At 60.2% G+C, this 21,261-nt stretch carries 24 protein-coding genes; 15 read left to right on the forward strand and 9 right to left on the reverse strand.

The genetic code is table 11. The annotated features are described in order from the left end of the window. Nucleotides 1-69: 69 nt before the first annotated feature. Nucleotides 70-1,908, reverse strand: a complete 1,839-nt coding sequence (locus tag ACLD1X_RS16280; RefSeq protein WP_429369314.1) for a long-chain-acyl-CoA synthetase — start codon at nt 1,906-1,908, stop codon at nt 70-72. Nucleotides 1,909-2,303: 395 nt separating this feature from the next. Here ACLD1X_RS16280 and ACLD1X_RS16285 point away from each other — a divergent pair, with 395 nt between their 5' ends. After that, nucleotides 2,304-2,582, forward strand: a complete 279-nt coding sequence (locus ACLD1X_RS16285; protein WP_429369437.1) for a DUF3509 domain-containing protein — start codon at nt 2,304-2,306, stop codon at nt 2,580-2,582. 125 nt (nt 2,583-2,707) lie between these two features. On the opposite strand, the gene mtnC is transcribed toward ACLD1X_RS16285, so the two are convergent. Genes mtnC through aroC form a run of 5 tightly spaced genes read right to left on the reverse strand, consistent with a single transcriptional unit; the run spans nt 2,708 to nt 6,857 of the window. Next, nucleotides 2,708-3,391 (reverse strand): acireductone synthase, encoded by a 684-nt coding sequence (gene mtnC / locus ACLD1X_RS16290; RefSeq protein ID WP_429369316.1) that lies wholly within the window; start codon nt 3,389-3,391, stop codon nt 2,708-2,710. Nucleotides 3,392-3,395: 4 nt separating this feature from the next. Next, entirely contained in the window at nt 3,396-3,941 is a 546-nt protein-coding gene (locus ACLD1X_RS16295; RefSeq protein WP_429369318.1) for a 1,2-dihydroxy-3-keto-5-methylthiopentene dioxygenase, read from the reverse strand. 20 nt (nt 3,942-3,961) lie between these two features. Beyond that, a complete protein-coding gene (locus ACLD1X_RS16300) occupies nt 3,962-4,588 on the reverse strand; it encodes a methylthioribulose 1-phosphate dehydratase (RefSeq protein WP_429369320.1) in 627 nt (208 codons plus the stop codon). Continuing rightward, the gene (locus ACLD1X_RS16305; RefSeq protein WP_429369322.1) at nt 4,585-5,736 is read right to left on the reverse strand and encodes an MFS transporter; all 1,152 of its coding nucleotides are present in this window, start codon (nt 5,734-5,736) and stop codon (nt 4,585-4,587) included. The genes ACLD1X_RS16300 and ACLD1X_RS16305 overlap by 4 nt, the downstream gene beginning before the upstream one ends. 29 nt (nt 5,737-5,765) lie before the next feature. After that, nucleotides 5,766-6,857 carry a chorismate synthase gene (aroC, locus tag ACLD1X_RS16310; RefSeq protein WP_085716874.1) on the reverse strand — a complete coding sequence of 364 codons (1,092 nt, stop codon included), beginning with the start codon at nt 6,855-6,857 and terminating at the stop codon, nt 5,766-5,768. A gap of 83 nt (nt 6,858-6,940) precedes the next feature. Between aroC and ACLD1X_RS16315 the strand changes: the two genes are divergently transcribed. Both ACLD1X_RS16315 and ACLD1X_RS16320 read left to right on the forward strand, forming a co-directional pair. Next, on the forward strand, nt 6,941-7,939 hold the full coding sequence (locus ACLD1X_RS16315; protein WP_429369324.1) for an alpha/beta hydrolase: 999 nt from the start codon (nt 6,941-6,943) through the stop codon (nt 7,937-7,939). A 131-nt stretch (nt 7,940-8,070) separates the two neighbouring features. Then, nucleotides 8,071-8,862: a hypothetical protein gene (locus ACLD1X_RS16320; protein WP_429369326.1), complete on the forward strand. Its 792-nt coding sequence runs from the start codon at nt 8,071-8,073 to the stop codon at nt 8,860-8,862. A 108-nt stretch (nt 8,863-8,970) separates the two neighbouring features. Here the strand turns inward: ACLD1X_RS16320 and prmB are convergent, their stop codons facing one another. Next, entirely contained in the window at nt 8,971-9,879 is a 909-nt protein-coding gene (gene prmB / locus ACLD1X_RS16325; RefSeq protein WP_429369328.1) for a 50S ribosomal protein L3 N(5)-glutamine methyltransferase, read from the reverse strand. Nucleotides 9,880-10,118: 239 nt separating this feature from the next. Here prmB and ACLD1X_RS16330 point away from each other — a divergent pair, with 239 nt between their 5' ends. From ACLD1X_RS16330 to ACLD1X_RS16350, 5 genes are all read left to right on the forward strand, one after another. Continuing rightward, a complete protein-coding gene (locus tag ACLD1X_RS16330) occupies nt 10,119-10,709 on the forward strand; it encodes a cysteine hydrolase family protein (protein WP_429369330.1) in 591 nt (196 codons plus the stop codon). Between the two features lie 131 nt (nt 10,710-10,840). Next, nucleotides 10,841-11,161, forward strand: a complete 321-nt coding sequence (locus ACLD1X_RS16335) for a hypothetical protein (RefSeq protein ID WP_429369332.1) — start codon at nt 10,841-10,843, stop codon at nt 11,159-11,161. Nucleotides 11,162-11,239: 78 nt separating this feature from the next. After that, nucleotides 11,240-11,797, forward strand: a complete 558-nt coding sequence (locus ACLD1X_RS16340; RefSeq protein ID WP_429369334.1) for a Smr/MutS family protein — start codon at nt 11,240-11,242, stop codon at nt 11,795-11,797. Between the two features lie 77 nt (nt 11,798-11,874). After that, complete coding sequence (gene folE / locus ACLD1X_RS16345) at nt 11,875-12,420, forward strand: GTP cyclohydrolase I FolE (RefSeq protein ID WP_003204506.1); 546 nt, start codon at nt 11,875-11,877, stop codon at nt 12,418-12,420. Nucleotides 12,421-12,524: 104 nt separating this feature from the next. Next, nucleotides 12,525-12,896, forward strand: coding sequence for a glutathione S-transferase N-terminal domain-containing protein (locus ACLD1X_RS16350; protein WP_150724597.1), 372 nt, complete (start codon nt 12,525-12,527; stop codon nt 12,894-12,896). Between the two features lie 159 nt (nt 12,897-13,055). Here the strand turns inward: ACLD1X_RS16350 and ACLD1X_RS16355 are convergent, their stop codons facing one another. Further along, nucleotides 13,056-14,222: a PLP-dependent aminotransferase family protein gene (locus tag ACLD1X_RS16355; protein WP_429369337.1), complete on the reverse strand. Its 1,167-nt coding sequence runs from the start codon at nt 14,220-14,222 to the stop codon at nt 13,056-13,058. Between the two features lie 81 nt (nt 14,223-14,303). On the opposite strand from ACLD1X_RS16355, the gene ACLD1X_RS16360 reads away from it, so the two are divergent. The 3 genes from ACLD1X_RS16360 to ACLD1X_RS16370 all read left to right on the forward strand — a co-directional run bounded on the left by ACLD1X_RS16360 (nt 14,304) and on the right by ACLD1X_RS16370 (nt 17,085). Next, a complete protein-coding gene (locus ACLD1X_RS16360; protein WP_429369339.1) occupies nt 14,304-14,747 on the forward strand; it encodes a MarR family winged helix-turn-helix transcriptional regulator in 444 nt (147 codons plus the stop codon). Nucleotides 14,748-15,035: 288 nt separating this feature from the next. Beyond that, entirely contained in the window at nt 15,036-16,385 is a 1,350-nt protein-coding gene (locus ACLD1X_RS16365) for an NCS2 family permease (RefSeq protein WP_429369341.1), read from the forward strand. Nucleotides 16,386-16,458: 73 nt separating this feature from the next. Then, nucleotides 16,459-17,085, forward strand: a complete 627-nt coding sequence (locus ACLD1X_RS16370; protein ID WP_429369343.1) for a LysE family translocator — start codon at nt 16,459-16,461, stop codon at nt 17,083-17,085. A gap of 206 nt (nt 17,086-17,291) precedes the next feature. On the opposite strand, the gene uraH is transcribed toward ACLD1X_RS16370, so the two are convergent. Beyond that, nucleotides 17,292-17,645 (reverse strand): hydroxyisourate hydrolase, encoded by a 354-nt coding sequence (gene uraH, locus ACLD1X_RS16375; RefSeq protein ID WP_008017679.1) that lies wholly within the window; start codon nt 17,643-17,645, stop codon nt 17,292-17,294. A gap of 433 nt (nt 17,646-18,078) precedes the next feature. Between uraH and puuE the strand changes: the two genes are divergently transcribed. The 4 genes from puuE (at nt 18,079) to ACLD1X_RS16395 (ending at nt 21,227) form a co-directional block, all read left to right on the forward strand. Next, a complete protein-coding gene (gene puuE / locus ACLD1X_RS16380) occupies nt 18,079-19,005 on the forward strand; it encodes an allantoinase PuuE (RefSeq protein ID WP_429369345.1) in 927 nt (308 codons plus the stop codon). Then, nucleotides 19,002-19,517, forward strand: coding sequence for a 2-oxo-4-hydroxy-4-carboxy-5-ureidoimidazoline decarboxylase (gene uraD / locus ACLD1X_RS16385; protein WP_429369347.1), 516 nt, complete (start codon nt 19,002-19,004; stop codon nt 19,515-19,517). The genes puuE and uraD overlap by 4 nt, the downstream gene beginning before the upstream one ends. 90 nt (nt 19,518-19,607) lie before the next feature. Beyond that, nucleotides 19,608-20,603: an allantoicase gene (gene alc, locus ACLD1X_RS16390; protein ID WP_429369349.1), complete on the forward strand. Its 996-nt coding sequence runs from the start codon at nt 19,608-19,610 to the stop codon at nt 20,601-20,603. A 120-nt stretch (nt 20,604-20,723) separates the two neighbouring features. After that, nucleotides 20,724-21,227, forward strand: a complete 504-nt coding sequence (locus ACLD1X_RS16395) for an ureidoglycolate lyase (RefSeq protein WP_175392019.1) — start codon at nt 20,724-20,726, stop codon at nt 21,225-21,227. The last annotated feature ends 34 nt before the right edge of the window (nt 21,228-21,261 follow it).

A 21,261-nucleotide genomic window follows, 5' to 3' on the forward strand; every position in this document is an offset into this window, starting at 1 on the left:
AAGCCGACAGTTTCCCGAGCCACCCCGGCACTGTCACTTGTTTTTTCTCATGGGCCGCCATAGCCAGATTCAATAGCGGTACTTGCCGCCCTGAATATCAGACAACAGCTGCTCCGTAACCTGCACATACGTCTGGGTCCCCGGCAGCCAGGCATAGATCGGATCATCACCGGTTTTACCCGGGTCGAAGGCCTCGTCCTTGAGCCGGGTCTTCTGATACTTGAAAGTCCCGGTGGTTTCCATTTTCACTTTCACCCGCAGGAACAACGGCACCGCATAAGCCGGCATTTGCTCACGGGCGAAGGCCAGCAGTTCGCTGAAGTCCAGGGTGGCCAGGGATTCGGCGGGGGTAATCGCCGCCATCCCGGCCCGGCCATTGGTGTTGCGGATTTCCACGCCATAGGCCACCGCTTCGGAAATGCTCGGGTGTTTCAGGAGGATGTTTTCCACCTCCGTGGTCGACACGTTTTCACCCTTCCAGCGGTACGTATCACCCAGGCGGTCGACAAACTGTGCATGACCAAAGCCGATGTTGCGCAACAGATCGCCGGTGTTGTAGTAGCGGTCGCCCTGCTCGAATACATCCTGGAGCACGACCTTGGCGGTTTTCTGCGGATCGGTGTAGCCGTCCAGCGGTGCCTTGTCGTAGATCTTTGCCAGCAACAGCCCCTGCTCGCCCTTGGCGACCTTGCGCATCAGGCCGTTGGCCCCGCGAATCGGCGCGCCGCTGTCGTGGTCGTACGCCACCAGTTCCCAGGTCATCAGGGAAAAACCGATGGTGTTGTCGAAATTCAGAATGTTGGTGAACCCGATATTGCCGTCGCTGGCGGCGTACAGCTCACAGATGTGATTCACCGCAAAGCGGGTCTTGAACTCGTTCCAGGCGCCGGGACGCAGGCCGTTGCCGATCATCTTCTTCACGTCATGCCGGCTGTCGTCGACACTGGGCGGTTGATCGACCAGGTAGCGGCACAGTTCACCGACATAACCGATGGTGGTCGCCCGGTACTTGCGCACATCGTTCCAGAACTGGCTGGCGCTGAATTTGCGGCGGATGGCGAACCCGCTGGCACCGCTGACAGCCGCCCCCCAGCACACGCAAAGTCCCGTGGCGTGGTACAGCGGCAAAGTGCAATAGACGACATCGTCCGGGCGCATGTCCAGGGCGATCATGCCGAAACTCGCCGAGCTGCGCATCCAGCGGCCATGCTTGAACACGCCGGCCTTGGGCAGCCCCGTGGTGCCCGAGGTGTAGATATAAAAGCAGGGATCGTCGAAGAAAATCTGCTGGCTGCTGGCCGGGTTGTCGCTGGCGTCATCGAGACTGACAGTCATCAGGTTGATGAAACCTTCAGGCGCGATCCCCGGTTGGCGTGAAGTGTCCTGATCGGCGACGAACCAGGTCCGGTCAGCCTTGATCGACACCCGATCACGAACCGCCAGGTAGGCCGGGACCAACTCCTCACCGACAATGATCGCCACCGGAGACACCAGGTTCACACTGTGCACCAGGGTGTCGCGGGTCTGCGAGGTATTGAGCAGCGCACTGACCGCGCCGACCTTGGCCACCGCCAGAATCGTCACCAGCAGTTCCGGGCGGTTCTCGATGAAGACTGCCACCACATCCCCCTTGCCGATGCCTTGGCCGATCAGGTGATGGGCGATGCGGTTGGCCCATTGGTTGACCTCGGCGTAACCGAGCGTCACGTCGCCTTGCATCAGCGCCGGGCCATCCGGGTTGCGCAACGCGGCTTGCTCGAAACACCAGCCCAAACCACACGCCTGGGTCGGGTCCTTGACGTTGGCGACCTTCATGCCTTTCACCACCCGGGGGATGGCTTTGGCAATGGAAGGCAGCTTGCGGAGCATCATGCCCCAGGTAATCGTGTCGTTCGACGTACGGCTCATGAAGGCTCCCGTTCGATGTTTTTTTATTGTCGGGCGGCGATGACTGAGCCCGAAAATACGTCAACGGTTCTTGAGCTGTACACGCGGTTTTTGAAATGTTTTGTATCCGCGATCTTGATCTACGATCTTGATCGGCGGGCTTGATCGGCGATCTTGATCCGCGACGCGCTGCGCGAAGGTGATCCCGTGCACGCCAATGGGTTCCATCGAGCCGCCGACATACCTGCAAAATGCAGGATGCACGATGGCCATTCATGCAGATTGCACGAAAGCAAAAATCATCAAAAAACCTAACATCTTGATTTTTATCAATATTGTTCAGCTGAAATGACTGGCACAAAGGCTGCAACAGTCTCCCCATGCTTGCCATTCAAGTCATCACGGAGCTGAACGACATGAGCCTTATCCAGGAAAAATTTTCGTCCCTGTTCTGCAACTTCGCAGTCACTACCCAGGACCGCCCTGACGGCGGGATCCTGCTGACCCTGTGCAGCGACGACGGCAGAGAATTCAAGCGCTCGATCTCTTACCAGCAATTGCACAATGGCGACCAACTGATGTGGGCCATCAGTGCGATCCGCCGCGATCTTGCCGAACAAGCCAGTGAGCTGCCGCAGATTTCCATGCTGCAGAGCCAGCAACGGTTTGCCTTGCCGACCTATCACTCGCTGTAAAAAACCAATGTGGGAGCGGGCCTGCTCGCGAAGAGGGTGTGTCAGTCAACAACAACGTTGGATGACACTCCGCTTTCGCGAGCAAGCCCGCTCCCACAGTTTTTACAGCGATTTTCGAGCGATGTTTAGAAGGCTGACGGATTTATCCGCGCAAAGCTGTCCACGGTGACATGCCCTGCCAGTTCCCCGCCCTCACGGGCCAGGCCGCAAGTGGCCATACCCGCCGCACGTGCTGCGTCGAGTTCTTCGACGATGTCCGACAAAAACAGAATGTGCTCCGCTTCGACCTGGATAGCCTGGGTGATGTTGGCGTAGGACTGCGCCTCGCGTTTTGGCCCTGACGTCGTATCGAAGTAGCCGCTGAACAGCGGCGTCAAATCCCCCGCCTCCGAGCAGCCGAAGATCAACTTCTGCGCCTGGATCGAGCCCGAGGAATAAACGAACAGTCGATAGCCGTTCTGGTGCCATTGCTTGAGCGCTTCGACGGCGTCGAGGTAGACGTGGCCTTTCAGTTGCCCGGCCTGGTAGCCCTGCTCCCAGACCATTCCCTGCAAGGCTTTCAATGGCGTGGCCTTGCGGTCTTCGGCAATCCAGCCCAACAGGATCTCGACGACCCGTTCGACGTCAGCATTCGGTTCGTTGCTGTCGCGGCGCACGGCAGCCAGTTGTACTGCCACGTCGGCGCGCTCGGCGTGCTGGCGAACAAACGCCGGCAGGTGTTTGGCGGCATAAGGAAACAATACGTCGAACACAAAACTCACCGCGCTGGTGGTGCCTTCGATGTCGGTGAGAATCGCTTTGATCGGCATCGACTCAGTCCTCAAGACGCGGGAATTGGCTGGCGATGTCTTCGCCGGTGAAATTGGCCACCCAGCCCTCCGGATTGTTGAACAGTCGGATCGCAACGAAATGCGGATGTTCGCCCATGTCGAACCAGTGCTTGGTACCGGCCGGTACCGAGATCAGGTCGTTTTTCTCGCACAGGACCGCGTAGACGTAATCGTCGATGTGCAGGGTAAACAAGCCACGGCCGGCAACGAAAAATCGTACTTCGTCTTCGCCGTGGCGATGTTCGTCGAGGAACTTGGCGCGCAGTTCGACTTTTTGCGGGTGATCGCTGTTGAGGCTGATCACATCGACGGTAACGTAACCGCGTTCGGTCATCAGCTTGTCGATCTGCTGCTGGTAGGCGGCAATCACTTCTTCCTGAGTGGCGCCCGGCTGGATCTTCGCCGCTGCTTGCCAGCGGTCGAAGCGCACGCCCTGCTCGGCCAGGGTCGAGGCGATGTCTTCGAAATGGGTCAGCACCTTGTTGGGAATTTCAGGGCTGGAGACGTGATAAACGGACAGGCTGCTCATCGTGGCAACTCCTTAACGGTTCATGCGTTACGGTTAAAGAGCGAGCGCGTCTTCAGCTCGCACTCGAACAAGAATTCAAAGGCCTCGATCTGTCGCAAAGCGTCACTCATGCGCGCGCCCCAGGTGTACAGGCCATGACCGCGGATCAGGTAGCCCACGCAATCGGGATGGGCGTCGAGCCAAGGCTGCACCTTGGCGGCCAGGCGCGCAATGTCCTGGTCGTTTTCGAAAATCGGCACGCGCACCCGGGATTCGTGGGTCGTCACGCCGCTGAAGGCTTTTTGCAGCTCGTAGTCTTCGAATTCGATGAAATCTTCCGGCGTCAGGCGCGACAGCACGGTGGCATTCACCGAGTGGGTGTGCAGCACCGCACCAATCTCCGGGCGCCAGGTGTAGAGCTGGGTGTGCAACAGGGTTTCGGCGGACGGTTTCTTGCCCGGTTCCAGACTGTTGCCGGCAAGGTCAGTGGCCAGCACATCGTCCATGCCGAGTTGCCCCTTGTGCTTGCCGGACACGGTCAGCAAGGCTTCGGTCGGCGACAGGCGGGTCGAGTAATTGCTGCTGGTGGCCGGCGACCAGCCGCGGCCATACAGGAAACGCCCGGCATCGATGATTTCCTGGGCGAGGTGTTCACGGGTAAGGCTCATGGCCTGTCCTCTTGCATACATGTGGCAATGATAACGGCAGCCGCGACGGCTGCGAGACTGGCAATACTAAAGGTCCATGCCGCGCCGAGGGCGTTCCAGCTGTAGCCGGAATACAACGCGCCCAGTGCACCGCCGGTGCCGGCCAGTGCGGCGTACAGCGCCTGGCCCTGGCCTTGCTGGCGCGCACCGAAGCTACGTTGCACGAAGGAAATGGCAGCGGCGTGAAAGCTGCCGAATGTCGCTGCGTGCAGGACCTGGGCGAACAACAGCACCCAGAGAAATTCCGCCAGCGAACCGAGCAGCAGCCAACGCAACGCCGCCAGCAGAAAACTGGCCATCAGCACCCGGCGCAGCGAAACGCGCGCGAGGATCCGGCTCATGGCCAGAAACATCAGCACTTCAGCCACCACGCCGACGGCCCAGAGCATGCCGATCACGCCACGGCTGTATCCCAGTCGCTCAAGGTGCAGGGTCAGAAAGGTGTAATACGGCCCGTGGCTCATCTGCATCAGCGCCACGCAGGCGTAAAAGGCCAATACGCCGGGGCTGCGCAATTGCCTGAGGAATCCTTCCCCCGCCACCCGGTTGCCCGGCGCCGGTTGGGCATTGGGCACCCACAGGCTGCTGAGCACGATACCGGCCATGATCAGCACCAGCGCCGCCGGGTAGATGTCCAGGCTCAGCCATTCGAACAGCCGGCCCAGCGCGACCACGGTGATGATGAAACCGATCGAGCCCCACAGGCGAATCTGGCTGTAGCGCGAGGTCTGCCCTTGCAAATGCGCGAGGGTGATGACTTCGAACTGTGGCAACACCGCATGCCAGAAGAACGCATGCAAGGCCATGACCATCGCCAGCCAGGCGTAGGTCTTGCTGACGAAAATCAGCGAAAAGGTCAGCAGCGTGCACACCGCGCCGAAGCGCACGATGGCCAGCCGTCGACCGGTGTAGTCGCCCAGCCAGCCCCAGATGTTCGGCGCCACGCAGCGCATCAGCATCGGGATCGCCACCAGTTCGCCGATGCGCGCGGCACTGAATCCGAGGTGATCGAAGTACAGCGCCAGAAACGGCGCTGTCGAACCGAGCAAGGCGAAATAGAACAGATAGAAACTGGAGAGCCGCCAGTACGGGAGCGCCGCAGTCGCCATCAGACGGCTGCGGCTGTGAAGTCAGCCATTCAGAGCTGACCCAGCACCGGCGTGCTCACACGCACATCGGCGTTCTGCCCGCGGTGACGCAGCAGGTGATCCATCAGCACGATGGCCATCATCGCCTCGGCGATCGGCGTGGCGCGGATGCCGACGCACGGGTCGTGACGCCCCTTGGTGATCACTTCCACCGGGTTGCCATGGATGTCGATGGAACGGCCCGGCGTGGTGATGCTCGACGTCGGCTTCAGCGCCAGGTGCGCAACGATCGGCTGACCGGAGGAGATACCGCCGAGAATGCCGCCCGCGTTATTGCTGAGGAAACCTTGCGGGGTCATTTCATCGCGATGCTCGGTGCCACGCTGGGCGACGCTGGCGAAACCGGCGCCGATCTCCACGCCCTTGACCGCGTTGATGCTCATCAGCGCATGGGCCAGTTCGGCATCCAGGCGGTCGAAGATCGGCTCGCCCAGGCCCGGCATCACGCCTTCGGCGACCACGGTGATTTTCGCGCCGACCGAATCCTGGTCGCGGCGCAACTGGTCCATGTAGGCTTCCAGTTCCGGCACCTTGTCCGGATCCGGGCTGAAGAAGGCGTTCTGCTCGACCGACTCCCAGGTCTTGAACGGGATTTCAATCGGCCCGAGCTGGCTCATGTAGCCGCGAATGACGATGCCCTGGCTCGCCAGGTACTTTTTCGCAATTGCGCCCGCCGCCACGCGCATCGCCGTTTCACGGGCCGAGCTGCGACCGCCGCCACGGTAGTCGCGCTCACCGTACTTGTGGTGGTAGGTGTAGTCGGCGTGGGCCGGGCGGAACAGATCCTTGATCGCCGAGTAGTCCTTGGACTTCTGGTCGGTGTTGCGGATCAGCAGGCCGATGGCGCAACCGGTGGTGCGGCCTTCGAACACGCCAGAGAGGATTTCGACTTCGTCGGCTTCCTGGCGCTGGGTGGTGTGGCGGCTGGTGCCGGGCTTGCGACGGTCGAGGTCACGCTGCAGATCCTCCAGGGATATCTCCAGGCCCGGCGGGCAGCCATCGACAATGGCGACCAACGCCGGACCATGGCTTTCGCCCGCGGTGGTGACAGTGAACAGCTTGCCGTAGGTATTGCCGGACATGCAGGACGCTCCGTGAAATGAACCTGAATACGTAATGCGCGCCAGTATACGCAGGCTACCCAAGTAGTTCATCCTCGAACCTTATGGGTGCCTGTGAGTCCAACCGGCATCTTCTTGATAATGGCGCGATGATGCTGCGAGTTTTAGCCTTGAGCCTTACCCTGATTTCCGGCTTCGCCCAGGCGACCGTCCTGCAACGACCTATCTCACTGGATACCGGCACTGGCGAGCTTTTCGGCTCGCTGTTGCTGCCAAAATCCGACGACCCGGTACCGGTTGTCCTGATCATTTCCGGCTCCGGCCCTACGGATCGTGACGGAAACAACGCCGACGGCGGGCGCAATGACAGCCTCAAGCGGCTGGCCTGGGTGCTGGCCAAACACAACATCGCCAGTGTGCGCTACGACAAACGCGGCGTGGCCGCGAGCCTGGCCGCCACGCCGGACGAACGCAACCTGACGGTGGACGCCTATGTCGCCGACGCCCAAGCCTGGGGCCACAAGCTCAAGACCGATCCGCGTTTCGGCAAGCTGATTGTGCTGGGTCACAGCGAGGGTGCCTTGATTGCCAGCCTCGCAGCGCCGGGCATCGATGCCGACGCGGTGATTTCTGTCTCCGGCAGCGCCAGACCGGTCGATCAGGTCATCCGCCAGCAGCTGGGCAATCGCCTGCCAGCGCCGCTGATGCTACGCAGCAATGAGTTGCTCGACAGCCTCAAGGCCGGGAAACCCGACGACAACGTGCCGCCACCGTTGCAGGGCATTTTCCGCCCGAGCGTGCAGCCGTACCTGATTTCCCTGTTCCGCCAGGATCCGGCCGCCGCGTTTGCCAGGCTGAAGATGCCGGCGCTGATCATCCAGGGCAGCAACGACATCCAGGTCGGCGTCAATGACGCAAGACTGCTCAAGGCGGCCAAACCGGACGCCGAACTGGCACTGATCGAGGGCATGAACCACGTCATGCGCATCGTGCCCAACGACGTCAAACGCCAACTGGCCTCCTATAAGGATCCGCAATTGCCCCTGGCGGCGGAACTGGGCACACGAATCCTCGGGTTTATTGACGGACTTCGCACCCGTTAAGCGCTGTTGGGGGTGCTCTCAACCAGTTTTCACGCCCCCCAGCCCTCCAGTCCTGAAAAAAACGGCCGATAAGCCTTTGTCGCCGCCACATTGGCTGGCGACAAGCTGAGCTTGGACAGGATCTTGCCGTTATGACAGACACCCAGACTTCACCCGACACCACCGCTGAAAAAGACGCACCGCCAGCGGTCGAGCTGCCCTGGGCGGACGTCCACGTCGAGCACCACAAGATGCTCCGTCTGGCGCCGTTGCAGACTGACCGCAACACAGGCGGGCGCCCATTGCGCTTTGTCGAGTTCGGTTATGCCGAGCGCAACGACAAGGAACGCAGCCTGATGCGCATGAGCATCACCCTGCCCGGCCAGCGCGTGCGCAAGGAACAGAACCAACTGGACGTGTGGGTCGACCACGCCGACAAGTGCGTGCATTTTGGCCCGCAAAGCGGTTTGCAGGTTGAGCCGCTGAACCGTGGCATCGGCCGATTCATGGCGGCCCAGGGCATCAACTGGGCGAAAAAGCGCTGGCCGACCTACACCGTCGACGGCTTTGACCTGAACAACAAGGATGCGCTGAACGAAGACACCCGCCTGCGCCGCGATCATTTTTTACGCGTGCACGGTTTTGACGTGGTGTATGCCGATGCCCAGCATTTGAAAGGCAGCGTCAAGCCGGTCCAGGTCGGCGACCTTACCGGCGACTGGAACAGCGAAAAACTGCAGGTCGTGGAAATTCTCGAGGCGGCGCAGATGCTCCAGCAAGCCGAGCAGAACCTGGCCGAGCAGGAAGTCAAACTCAAGAAACACGAAGAGAAAGTCAGCAAATACAAACGCGAAGACGCCGGGCTGCGTTTCACCATTACTTGCCTGGTGGCATTTGCGGTGTTTCAGGCGGGGTTGCTGATCTGGATTGCCACGCATCGTTGAAGGCTTGAGACCGAGTCGCCACCATTCGCGAGCAGGCTCGCTCCCACAGGTTTTGTGAACGCCACAAATCCTCTGTGGGAGCGAGCCTGCTCGCGAAGTTTTTGACGGTCAGACGCGGGAGGCGAATAGAGCCTGATGAACGCGGCACTGTTCGGCTGACAGCATGAACACACCATGACCGCCACGCTCGAACTCCAGCCAGGCAAAGTCGACTTCCGGGTACAACGCCTCGACGTGCACCTGGCTGTTGCCCACTTCGACAATCAGCAGGCCCTTCTCGGTCAGATGATCCGCCGCTTCGGCAAGCATGCGCCGCACCAGGTTCAAACCGTCGTCACCACAGGCCAGGCCCAGTTCCGGTTCGTGCTGGTACTCGTCCGGCATGTCGGCGAAATCTTCGGCATCGACGTAGGGCGGGTTCGACACGATCAAGTCGAAACGTTGCCCCGGCAAGCCGTCGAAACCGTCGCCCTGCACCGTGTACACGCGCTGATCGACGCCGTGGCGCTCAATGTTCTGGTTAGCCACTTCCAGCGCTTCGAACGACAGGTCCGCCAACACCACCTCGGCATGCTGGAACTCGTAGGCGCAGGCGATGCCGATGCAACCGGAACCGGTGCACAGGTCGAGAATCCGCGCCGGCTCGGCAGCCAGCCACGGCGTAAAACGATTTTCGATCAGTTCGCCAATGGGTGAGCGCGGGATCAGCACGCGCTCATCGACGATGAACGACATGCCACAGAACCAGGCCTCGCCCAGCAGATACGCGGTAGGCACCCGTTCTTCGATACGGCGTTTGAGCAAGTTCTGCAGGTGGACCAGTTCGTCGTCTTCCAGATTGCAGTCGAGGTAACTGTCGGCGATTTCCCAAGGCAAGTGCAACGCACCCAACACCAGTTGACGGGCTTCGTCCCAGGCGTTGTCGGTACCATGGCCAAAAAACAGATCCTCCCCATGGAAGCGGCTGACAGCCCAACGGATATGGTCACGCAGGGTGCGAAGGCGGGAAGTGATCACGACGGCAAACTCCAGAAAAATCGACGGGGGATTCTACCAGTCAAACGACGCCACGACGACGCGGGAAAACTACCGATGCAAATGTAGGAGTTATCCGTTTTTTCGCCAGGCTATTGAACAAAATGCGACTATTGACAAGGCTACAGGCCAGCAACGACGGCACCTACGATCGTAGCGATTCACAGAACCGCTCAGCCAGAGGACAATGTCGCAAAAGCCCCACTCCAAGGAGCCCCAGAATGTCCGTTCCAAAAACGATGTTTCAACTCAGCGGCCGCGGTTATCCGGCAGCCAAACTGAGTCAAGCGACCCTTATCATCATCGATGCCCAGAAAGAGTATTTGAGCGGGCCGCTGGCCCTCAGCGGCATGGATGAGGCCGTCGCGAACATCAAGCAGTTACTCGCCGCCGCCCGTGCCGCTGGCCGGCCGATCGTGCATGTGCGTCACCTCGGAACGCTCGGTGGGATGTTCAACCCGCAAGGCGTCGGTGGTGAATTCATCCCGGGCCTGGAGCCACAGAGCGACGAAACCGTCATCGGCAAATTGCTGCCAAGCGCGTTCCACGGCACCGAACTGGCCAAACGCCTGGAAGACCTCGGCGCCCTCGACCTGATCGTCTGTGGCTTCATGAGCCACTCCAGTGTCAGCACCACGGTGCGCGCAGCGAAGAACCTGGGTTTCCGATGCACACTTATTGAAGATGCCTGCGCCACACGCGACTTGCCCTACAAGGGCGGAGTCCTGAGCGCCGCGCACGTTCACCAGACCGAAATGGCGATCATGGGCGACAACTTCGCCACCCTCGCGCTGACCCGCGAACTGGTCTGATCGACGCTCAATGAGCGGTCTAGACCGCCGCTCATCCGCAAAAACCTCTCATTCCCCGTAAATGTCATAGCCTCAGGAACATCCCGGTCAACTCCCGGTCGAAGGGCCGATACCCATTGAGGAAGGTCGGAATGAAGTTATCCGATGGTTTTGACGCTCGCCGCTTGCGGCCCAAAGGCCAACGCAACTGGCGTTTTAGAATCGGCGCCGCATTCGCTGCGTTGCTGGCAATGAGTGGTGTGCTGCTCGCCATGGCCGGTGCCGCCGCCCTGTTCGGCCATGCACCTGCCCTGGGCGAGTTGAACACCAACCGGGCCGGCGCGGCAGTGATTCTGGCGATTGGCCTGTTCGTGCTGTACCTCGGCGTGTGGCTATGGCGCCGTTGCCGTCGTCGCTCGCGGCAGTCGCAAGAACTGGCCATGTCCCCGCACCTGATGAAAAAACACGACTGAGCCAAGTGTCGCGCGCGTTTTTGTCGCGCCCGATTCGCTTCGAGTTGGGTAAACTGGCCGCCCTTCGCGGAGGCTGACATGCAAGACGACGATTTTTCCCTGTTCAAAAGCGCGATCCAAGGCGTCAAGCCGATCAAGCACGATCGCGCCGAAACCGGCAAACCCAAGGCTGACCGCGCGCAGATCGCCAAGCTGCGTCTAGCGGCCACTGTGCGCACCGAATCCACCACCGTCGACGGGCTGTCCGATCAGTTCGTCATCGACGTCGGCCCTGAAGACGAGTTGATGTGGGCCCGTGATGGCGTGCAGGAAAGCCAGATGCGCAAGCTCAAGACCGGACAGATTCCGTTCGAAGGCAGCCTCGACCTGCACGGCATGAACGTGGAAAAGGCCCGGGAAACCCTCTGGGCGTTCCTGGCCGAGGCAACCCGCTTCGAAATCCGCTGCGTGCGCGTCACCCATGGCAAGGCGGTACGCCTGGACGGCAAGCGGCCGATGATCAAGAGCCACGTCAACACCTGGCTGCGCCAGCATCCGCAAGTGCTCGGCTTCACCTCCTGCCAGGCGAAACACGGCGGTGCCGGAGCGGTTTACGTCATGCTCAAACGCACCATGATGGAAGGTCGCGACGAGTAAAGCTGATGCGCCACGCTTGCAGCGTCGTGTCCGCCACCGTACCCTTGCCCTTTGCGTAAAATCCCACAGGTAGTTTCATGTCCCTGGAACAGAATTACACCGCGATCCTTGGCCAACTGGGCGAGGACGTCTCCCGCGAGGGCCTGCTCGACACGCCCAAGCGTGCCGCCAAAGCCATGCAGTACCTCTGCCGCGGCTATGAACAGACACTCGAAGAGGTCACCAACGGTGCCCTGTTCAGCTCCGACAACAGCGAAATGGTGCTGGTCAAGGACATCGAGTTGTACTCGTTGTGCGAACACCACCTGCTGCCGTTCATCGGCAAGGCTCACGTCGCCTACATCCCGAGCGGCAAGGTCCTGGGCCTGTCGAAGGTGGCGCGCATCGTCGACATGTACGCCCGTCGCCTGCAGATCCAGGAAAACCTCAGCCGCCAGATCGCCGATGCGGTCCAGCAAGTCACCGGCGCCCTGGGCGTTGCAGTGGTGATCGAGGCCAAGCACATGTGCATGATGATGCGCGGTGTGGAAAAGCAGAATTCGTCGATGATCACCTCGGTGATGCTCGGTGAGTTCCGCGAAAATGCAGCCACCCGCAGCGAATTCCTCAGCCTCATCAAGTAATTCGCGGCACGAAGAAAACCGGCGTTCATCGCCGGTTTTTTTTCGCCCGCAAAAAATCAGGTAAGCTGCGCGCCCTTATTCATTTGCACCGTGAGGCTTTCAACGTGTTCGTAAAAGCGCTTCGTGTCGGCCTTGGCCAACTGATCATCTTCATCGACTTCATCACGCGCCCGAGCAAGAAAAAGCGCCCTGCCGCCGCTCAGGCCCAGGTCGAATCCGCCGCCAAGGGCCTGACCCTGTATCAATTCCACGCCTGCCCGTTCTGCGTGAAGACCCGCCGCACCCTGCGCCGCCTGAATGTGCCGGTGGCCCTTCGCGATGCGAAGAACAACGAACAGGATCGCCAGACCCTGCTGGAGCAAGGCGGCAAGATCAAGGTGCCGTGCCTGCGTATCGAAGAAAATGGCCAGACCACCTGGATGTATGAGTCCAAGGTGATCATTGATTATCTGGATAAGCGTTTCGCTGCAGCCTGATGGTTATGTAGTGCTCTGACGGACGCTTTCGCGAGCAAGCCCGCTCCCACAGGGGGAATGCGATCAACTGTGGGAGCGGGCTTGCTCGCGAAGAGGCCGGCACAGGCACCGCAAACTTCAGACAAAAATAAACCGGCCCATTGGCCGGTTTATTTGTTTCTAGGCTGCCTTTACAGCCTGGGCCGCACGCACCACCGCCGCCAACCGCTTGAGCCCCTCATCCAGCCGTGCCGGATCGATGTGGCTGAAGTTCAACCGCAGATACCCCGGATGCTCATCCGGCTCGGGGAAGAACGGTTCGCCCGGCATGAACGCCACGTCATTGGCCAGCGCGGCGTCGAGCAAGGTGCGGGTGTCCTGCGGCTGCTTGAGTTTCAGCCAGAAAAACAGCCCGCCCTGCGGCACGTTCCAGTCCGCCAGATCGGAGAAATGCGTGATCAGTGCTGCCTGAAACGCATCCCGACGCCCACGGTAAAAGTCGCGCAACTCACTGCGGTGTTGCCGGTACTTTTCGCTGCCGATCCATTGCAGTGCCTGCCACTGACCAACCCGATTGGTATGCAGGTCCGCCGATTGCTTGAGCTTCAACAGGTGGGGAAACAGGTCGGGGCTAGCGATCAGAAAGCCGACGCGCAACCCCGGCAGCAGGGTTTTCGACACGGTGCCGGTGTAGATCCAGCTGGCTTTTTTCAAGCGACTGACAATCGGCGTGGCGCTGCCGCCGTCGAAGGTCAGTTCGCGGTAAGGCTCGTCTTCAATCAGCGTCACGCCGAATTCATCCAGCAACGCCGCCACCGCATCGCGCCTGGCTTCGCTGTAGCGCACCGCTGACGGGTTCTGGAACGTTGGAATCAGGTAAATGAATGCCGGGCGGTGTTGCTCCAGTTGCGCACGCAGTTGCACCAGATCTGGACCATCAGCCTGCAGTGGCACGGTCAGGCAATCGGCGCCAAACAGCTGGAAGATCTGCAACGCCGCAAGATAGGTCGGCGCTTCGAGCAGGATCCGCGTGCCTTTGTCGATGTACAGCTTGGCCGCCAGATCGAGCGTTTGCTGTGAGCCGCTGACCACCAGCACCTGGCTGGCCTCGCACGGCACACCCAACGCTCGCGCTTCGCCGGCCAACGCTTCGCGCAGCGCCGGTTCCCCTTCGCTCATGCCGTACTGGCCGATAGACAACGGCATCTCGGCCCATTCGACCTTCGGCAACACCGCTTCGGCTGGCAGGCCTCCGGCAAACGACATCATCTGCGGGCGCTGGGCCGCGGCGAGGATTTCACGGATCAAGGAACTTTTAAGGCGCGAGACACGTTCGGAAAAAGCCATGGGATCACCGGTAGCAAGGCATGAGGGAAATGAGTCAAACTTGTTGACCGAAATTACGCCTGATCGAATGGATACGTCAATATGCTTGACCTTAAAAGCCCACTTTCCCAACAACAGGCCATGGAAGCGTTTTTCTTCGGCTACCAGGCCTTCACCGCCAAGGCCGATGAAATGCTCGAACGTCGCGGCCTGAGTCGGGTGCATCAACGCATCGTGTTTTTCATCGCCCGCTATCCGAACCTGAGCGTCAAGGAGCTGCTGGCATTGCTCGGGGTGAGCAAGCAGGCACTGAACATGCCGTTGCGTCAGTTGGTGGAAATGCATCTGGTGGACAGCGTCGCTTCCGCGTCAGACAAGCGTAAGCGACTGCTGGAGCTGACCGAGGACGGCGCCCGTTTCGAACAGTCATTGCGCCATGAGCAGGTGAAATTGCTGGAGCGGGTGTTCGCCGAGGCTGGGGAGACGGCGGTGAATGGCTGGTTGGCGGTGAACCTGGCACTAGGCGAGAACCAACAAAAAATCTGATACCTCAAAACCTTCGCGAGCAGGCTCGCTCCCACAGTTGAGCGCATTTCTCTGTGGGAGCGAGCCTGCTCGCGAAGGCGTCCGAATAGACGATATATCCCCTTCTGCAAAAAAATCGTCGACAAAATCAAAAACATTATTTGCTTTCTTTGTATACAAAAGCATAATCCACTTCGTGCGAGTTCCTGACCAAGCGGTCAACAAATTCGCAAGTACCTCAAAGGGCCGCTGCCACCCTCATGGGTCCGGCCCTGGAAATAAAAATAAAACTCTTGAGGAGTACTCGCTGTGGAAAGCCGCAAATCCGAAGCATCGACGCTGGATCTCTCGCCGCCTTTACGCAATGGCTGGCTGGAGCGCATCTTTAAACTCAGCTTGCATGGCACCACGGTGAAGACCGAGCTGATTGCCGGTCTGACAACCTTCATCACGATGGCTTACATCATTTTCGTCAACCCCAACATCATGGCGGACGCCGGGATCGATCACGGTGCCGCGTTCGTCGCCACCTGCATCGCCGCCGCACTCGGCTGCCTGTTGATGGGCCTGTACGCCAACTGGCCGGTCGGCCTGGCACCGGGCATGGGCCTGAACGCCTTCTTCACCTACACCGTGGTCGGCACCATGGGCTACAACTGGGAAACCGCCCTCGGTGCGGTGTTCGTTTCCGGTGTGTTGTTCATGATCCTGACCTTCTCGCGGATCCGTGAATGGTTGCTCAACAGCATCCCGGTCAGCCTGCGCTTCGCCATGGGCGCCGGCGTGGGGCTGTTCCTGGGGCTGATCGGCCTGAAAACCGCGGGTATCGTCGTTGATAGCCCGGCCACGCTGATCAAGCTCGGCTCCCTGCGCGAACCCGGCCCGCTGCTCGCCGCCGTGTGCTTCCTGATGATCGCCATCCTCAGCTACCACAAGGTGTTCGGCGCGATCCTCATCAGCATCATCACCGTGACCCTCGCTGGCTGGGGTCTTGGGCTGGTGCACTACGAGGGCATCATGTCGGCCCCGCCGAGCCTGGCTCCGACCTTCATGGCCATGAACGTCGCCGGCGTGTTCAACGTCAGCATGATCAGCGTGGTCCTGGCGTTCCTTTTCGTGCACATGTTCGACACCGCCGGCACCTTGATGGGGGTTGCCCAGCGCGCCAACCTGGTGGGTGCTGACGGCCGGATCGAAAACCTTTCCCGCGCCATGAAAGCCGACAGTGCTTCCAGCGTATTCGGCGCAGTGGTGGGTGTTCCACCGGTGACAAGCTATGTGGAAAGTGCTGCCGGTGTGGCCGCTGGTGGTCGGACTGGTCTTACCGCAGTCACCGTCGGTGTGCTATTTATTGCAGCAATGTTTTTCGCACCACTGGCTGGCATGATTCCCGCCTATGCCACCGCTGGCGCTCTGATTTATGTGGCAATGCTGATGATGGGCGGCATGGCCCACATCGAATGGGACGAAGCGACCGACAGCATTCCGGCGATCGTCACTGCAATCATGATGCCCCTGACCTTCTCGGTCGCCGACGGTATCGCGCTGGGCTTCATCACCTACGTGGCGCTGAAGGCCGGCACCGGCAAGTACAAGGAAATCTCGGCCAGCCTGTGGGTGCTCTGCGCGATCTTCATCGCCAAGTTCATCTTCTTGTAAACCCACACGCCGTACAGGCTTGAAAACAGCCTCACCCCGTCGGGTGGGGCTTTTGTGCAAATGGAGGAAAGTGATGAGTCTGGAAACCTGGCTGCTGTTCAGCGGCGCTGCGCTGATAGTGATCCTGATCCCGGGGCCGCTGTCGTTGCTGATGATCAGCAACAGTCTGAATTACGGCCTGCGCCGCTCTTACCCGGCCTTTCTTGGCGGCGTATCGGCCTCGATCTGCCTGTTGAGCGCTTCAGCGTTGGGCCTGGGTGCGTTGTTGCTGGCCTCGGAACAGTTGTTCAGTGCCCTGAAGATCCTTGGCGCGCTTTACCTCTTCTACCTCGCCTGGCAGAGCTGGCAGCAGTCGCGCCAGCCGTCCCACGGCGCCGAAGTGCCACAGGCAGCCGCGGTGCCACGCTTTCGTGCACTGTTCGGGCGTGCGTTCATGTTGGGCGCGAGCAACCCGAAAGACATTCTGTTCTTCGCCGCCTTCCTGCCGCAGTTCCTGAGTGCCGAACAGCCGTTCCTGCCGCAACTGTTGGTGATGATTGCGACCTGGACCCTCCTCGACCTGCTGTGCAAATTGGCCTATGGCCTCGGCGCCCATGGCGCGGCGCGGTATCTGCGCAGCGGCAAGGGCCAGAGCTGGTTCAACCGGATCAGTGCCGGGTTGTTCAGTGGTGCGGGTGCTGCGTCCCTGCTGAGCCGCTAACAACTGTAGGAGCGAGCTTGCTCGCGATGGTCGTCAACGATAACGCGTGCAATATGAATTACCGCGTTGTCTGGACCTCCATCGCGAGCAATCGAGCGTCGACCGGCTGTTCCTACAGACGAAAAAAAGCCCGCAGTGTGAGCGGGCGAAAGACCAAAGAAGCTATATGCGCAGTCGCTTCCAGGGTGCAGCAGCTGCTTGGGGGATCAGCTGCCGCGGTATGTCGAATAGCTGTAAGGCGAAATCAGCAGCGGCACATGGTAGTGATCCTGCTCGGCGGAGATGCCGAAACGCAGTACCACGACATCCAGGAAGGCAGGTTCCGGCAGCTTGACGCCACGGGCGCGGTAGTAATCGCCGGCATGAAACTGAACCTGATAGACCCCGGTGCGGTAGTCATCGCCTTGCAGCAGCGGTGCATCGACACGGCCATCGCTGTTGGTGACTGCAGTGGCGACCAATTCCAGCTGCGAACCTTCAACGCGGTACAACTCGACCTTGATCGAGCTGCCCGGGCAACCGTGTGCTGCGTCCAAAACGTGTGTAGTCAAACGTCCCATTGATTCTGCGCGCCTGCCTGCATGGAGCAGTCAGACTTCGCGCCTCCCGAAGTCAGTTGAAAAGGAGACCGCACCGATTCGGAACACGAAAAGCTGCGGCGAGCGATTGATTAAGACACTTTTCAAAAAAATTGTACACAATAAAAACGACATTTTTCGCTTAATCCCCGCCACCAGCGAATTTGCCATCGATTTCCGGCCAAACCGCACAGCCTATGCCCCTCTCGCCAAATTACTGACCGATCAGGCAGATTTCTTGCAGACGCACGCCAATCGCAGTAAAAGGTGACAGTCGGTGAAAAATGCGAAAATTCAGGCTTACAAAGTGAATATAAAGTTGTATACAATCAGCCCATCGCTGTGACGCAAGCCTGCCACCCATTTTCAGCTGCGTCGCACCCACCGTCATCATCGAACAAGAAGGAAGCCCGCAGTGAGCGCTGACTACCCACGCGAACTGGTCGGTTACGGCAGTAACCCTCCGCACCCACACTGGCCGGGCAATGCCCGCATTGCCCTGTCGTTCGTACTCAATTACGAAGAAGGTGGCGAGCGCAACATCCTGCACGGCGACAAAGAGTCCGAAGCGTTCCTCTCGGAAATGGTTTCTGCCCAACCGCTGCAAGGCGCGCGCAACATGAGCATGGAATCCCTTTACGAGTATGGCAGCCGTGCCGGCGTATGGCGGATCCTCAAGCTGTTCAAGGAATTCGACATTCCGCTGACCATCTTCGCCGTGGCCATGGCCGCCCAGCGTCACCCGGACGTGATCCGCGCCATGGTCGATGCCGGCCACGAGATCTGCAGCCACGGCTATCGCTGGATCGACTACCAATACATGGATGAGGCCCAGGAACGCGAGCACATGCTCGAAGCGATCCGCGTCCTCACCGAAATCACCGGTGAACGCCCGCTGGGCTGGTACACCGGCCGCACCGGCCCGAACACCCGTCGCCTGGTGATGGAAGAAGGCGGTTTCCTCTACGACAGCGACACCTACGACGACGACCTGCCCTACTGGGAACCGAACAACCCGACCGGCAAGCCGCACCTGGTGATCCCGTACACCCTGGACACCAACGACATGCGCTTCACCCAAGTCCAGGGCTTCAACAAGGGCGACGACTTCTTCGAATACCTCAAGGATGCGTTCGACGTGCTCTACGCCGAGGGCGCCGAAGCACCAAAGATGCTGTCGATCGGTCTGCACTGCCGCCTGATCGGCCGTCCGGCGCGCCTGGCTTCGCTCAAGCGCTTTATCGAATACGCTAAAAGTCATGAACAGGTGTGGTTCAGCCGTCGCGTCGACATCGCGCGCCACTGGCAAGAAACCCACCCGTACCAAGGGGCTGCCAAATGAGCACCTTTCAAACCGTCAAACCCTCGACCCTGAGCCGCGATGCTTTCGTCGCCGCTTTCGCCGACATCTACGAACATTCGCCATGGGTGGCCGAGAAGGCCTTCGACCTGGGCCAGGACGCTTCGATCGACGAGATCGAAACCCTGCACCAGCGCATGAGCGACATCCTGTTGAGCGCCGATCACGCCAGCCAGCTGGCCCTGATCAACGCTCACCCGGACCTGGCCGGTAAAGCCGCCGTCCAGGGCCAGTTGACCGAAGCCAGCACCCATGAACAGGCTGGCGCCGGTATTCACCAATGCACGGCCGAAGAGTTTTCTCGCTTCACCGAGCTGAACGACGCCTACAAGGCCAAGTTCAAGTTTCCCTTCATCATGGCGGTAAAAGGCAGCAACCGGCATCAGATCCTCGCAGCGTTCGAAACGCGCATCCACAACCCGGTCGACACCGAGTTCAAGTGCGCGCTGGCGCAGATCAACAAGATCGCCCTGTTCCGATTACTGACCCTATAGCGATCCTGGCCCGAGCGCGCTCAAGAACGCCGAACACGCCCAGGGCCCCGAGAGCATCCCAAGCCACTTATTTAAAGGCAGACAAGAAGAATGAAAGCTTACGCCGTACCTTTCGAGAAGTTCGTCAACCTGGCCGATGCCCGCCTGGGCACCAAAATCATCTCGGTCACCGATGACTGGTTCGCAGACGCCAACCGTCTGTTCCAACCGACCCCGGCCGTATGGAAGGAGGGCGTGTTCGATGACAACGGCAAGTGGATGGACGGCTGGGAATCGCGTCGCAAGCGCTTCGAAGGCTTCGACAGCGCAGTGATTCGCCTGGGCGTGCCCGGTTCGATCAAGGGCGTCGACATCGACACTTCATTCTTCACCGGCAACTTCCCGCCGTCGGCCTCCCTGGAAGCCTGCTTCCTGGCCTCGGGCGAGCCGGACGAAAACACCCAGTGGACTGAAGTGCTGTCGGCCGTCGAGCTGCAAGGTAACAGCCACCACTACCACGAAATCAGCAACGACCAGGCCTTCAGCCACCTGCGCTTCAACATCTACCCGGATGGCGGCGTGGCCCGTCTGCGCGTGTACGGCGTGCCGTTCCGCGACTGGTCGGCCATCGGCGACAACGAGCAAGTCGACCTGGCTGCAGCCCTCAACGGCGGCCGCGCCCTCGCCTGCTCCGACGAACACTTCGGCCGCATGAGCAACATCCTCAACCCGGGCCGTGGCATCAACATGGGCGACGGTTGGGAAACCGCACGTCGTCGTACCCCGGGCAATGACTGGGTGATCGTCGCGCTGGGCCATGCCGGTGAAGTCGAGAAAGTCGTCGTCGACACCCTGCACTTCAAGGGCAACTACCCGGACAGCTGCTCGATCCAGGGCGCGTTCGTGAAGGGCGGTACCGACAGCCAGATCGAAACCCAGTCGCTGTTCTGGCGCGAACTGCTGCCAAGCCAGAAGCTGGAAATGCACGCCGAACACACCTTCGCCGAGCAGATCAAGGCACTGGGCCCGATCACCCACATCCGCCTGAACGTGTTCCCGGATGGTGGTGTGAGCCGCCTGCGCGTTTTGGGCAAGGTCGCCAAATAAGCGGCGCGCCCTTCGCGAGCAAGCCCGCTCCCACAGGGGAATGCGGTCGAATGTGGGAGCGGGCTTGCTCGCGAAGGCGGCAGAACCAACAACACAGAACTCAACGAAAAGAAGACCAGCATGCGCACACTGACGATTGAACCGCTGACCAAAGAAGCCTTCGCCCCTTTCGGTGACGTGATCGAAACCGACGGCAGCGATCACTTCATGATCAACAACGGTTCGACCATGCGCTTCCACAAACTGGCGTCGGTGGAAACCGCCACGCCAGAGGACAAGGCGATCATCAGCATTTTCCGCGCCGACGCGCAGGACATGCCGCTGACCGTCAGCATGCTGGAGCGTCATCCGCTGGGCAGCCAGGCTTTCATTCCGCTGCTCGGCAACCCCTTTCTGATCGTGGTCGCGCCACTTGGCGATGTACCTGTATCAGGCTTGGTCCGCGCCTTCGTCACCAACGGCAGGCAGGGCATCAATTACCATCGCGGCGTCTGGCACCACCCGGTGCTGACGATCGAAAAGCGGGATGACTTCCTGGTGGTTGATCGCAGTGGCACAGGCAATAACTGCGATGAGCATTTTTTCAAAGAGGATGAGCGTTTGATCCTCGCCCCCCACCAATAAGAGAAGGTCCGATCACTCGACAACAGAGTGACGG

The sequence above is a fragment of the Pseudomonas sp. 18173 genome, from assembly GCF_050432945.1.
GTDB lineage: Bacteria > Pseudomonadota > Gammaproteobacteria > Pseudomonadales > Pseudomonadaceae > Aquipseudomonas.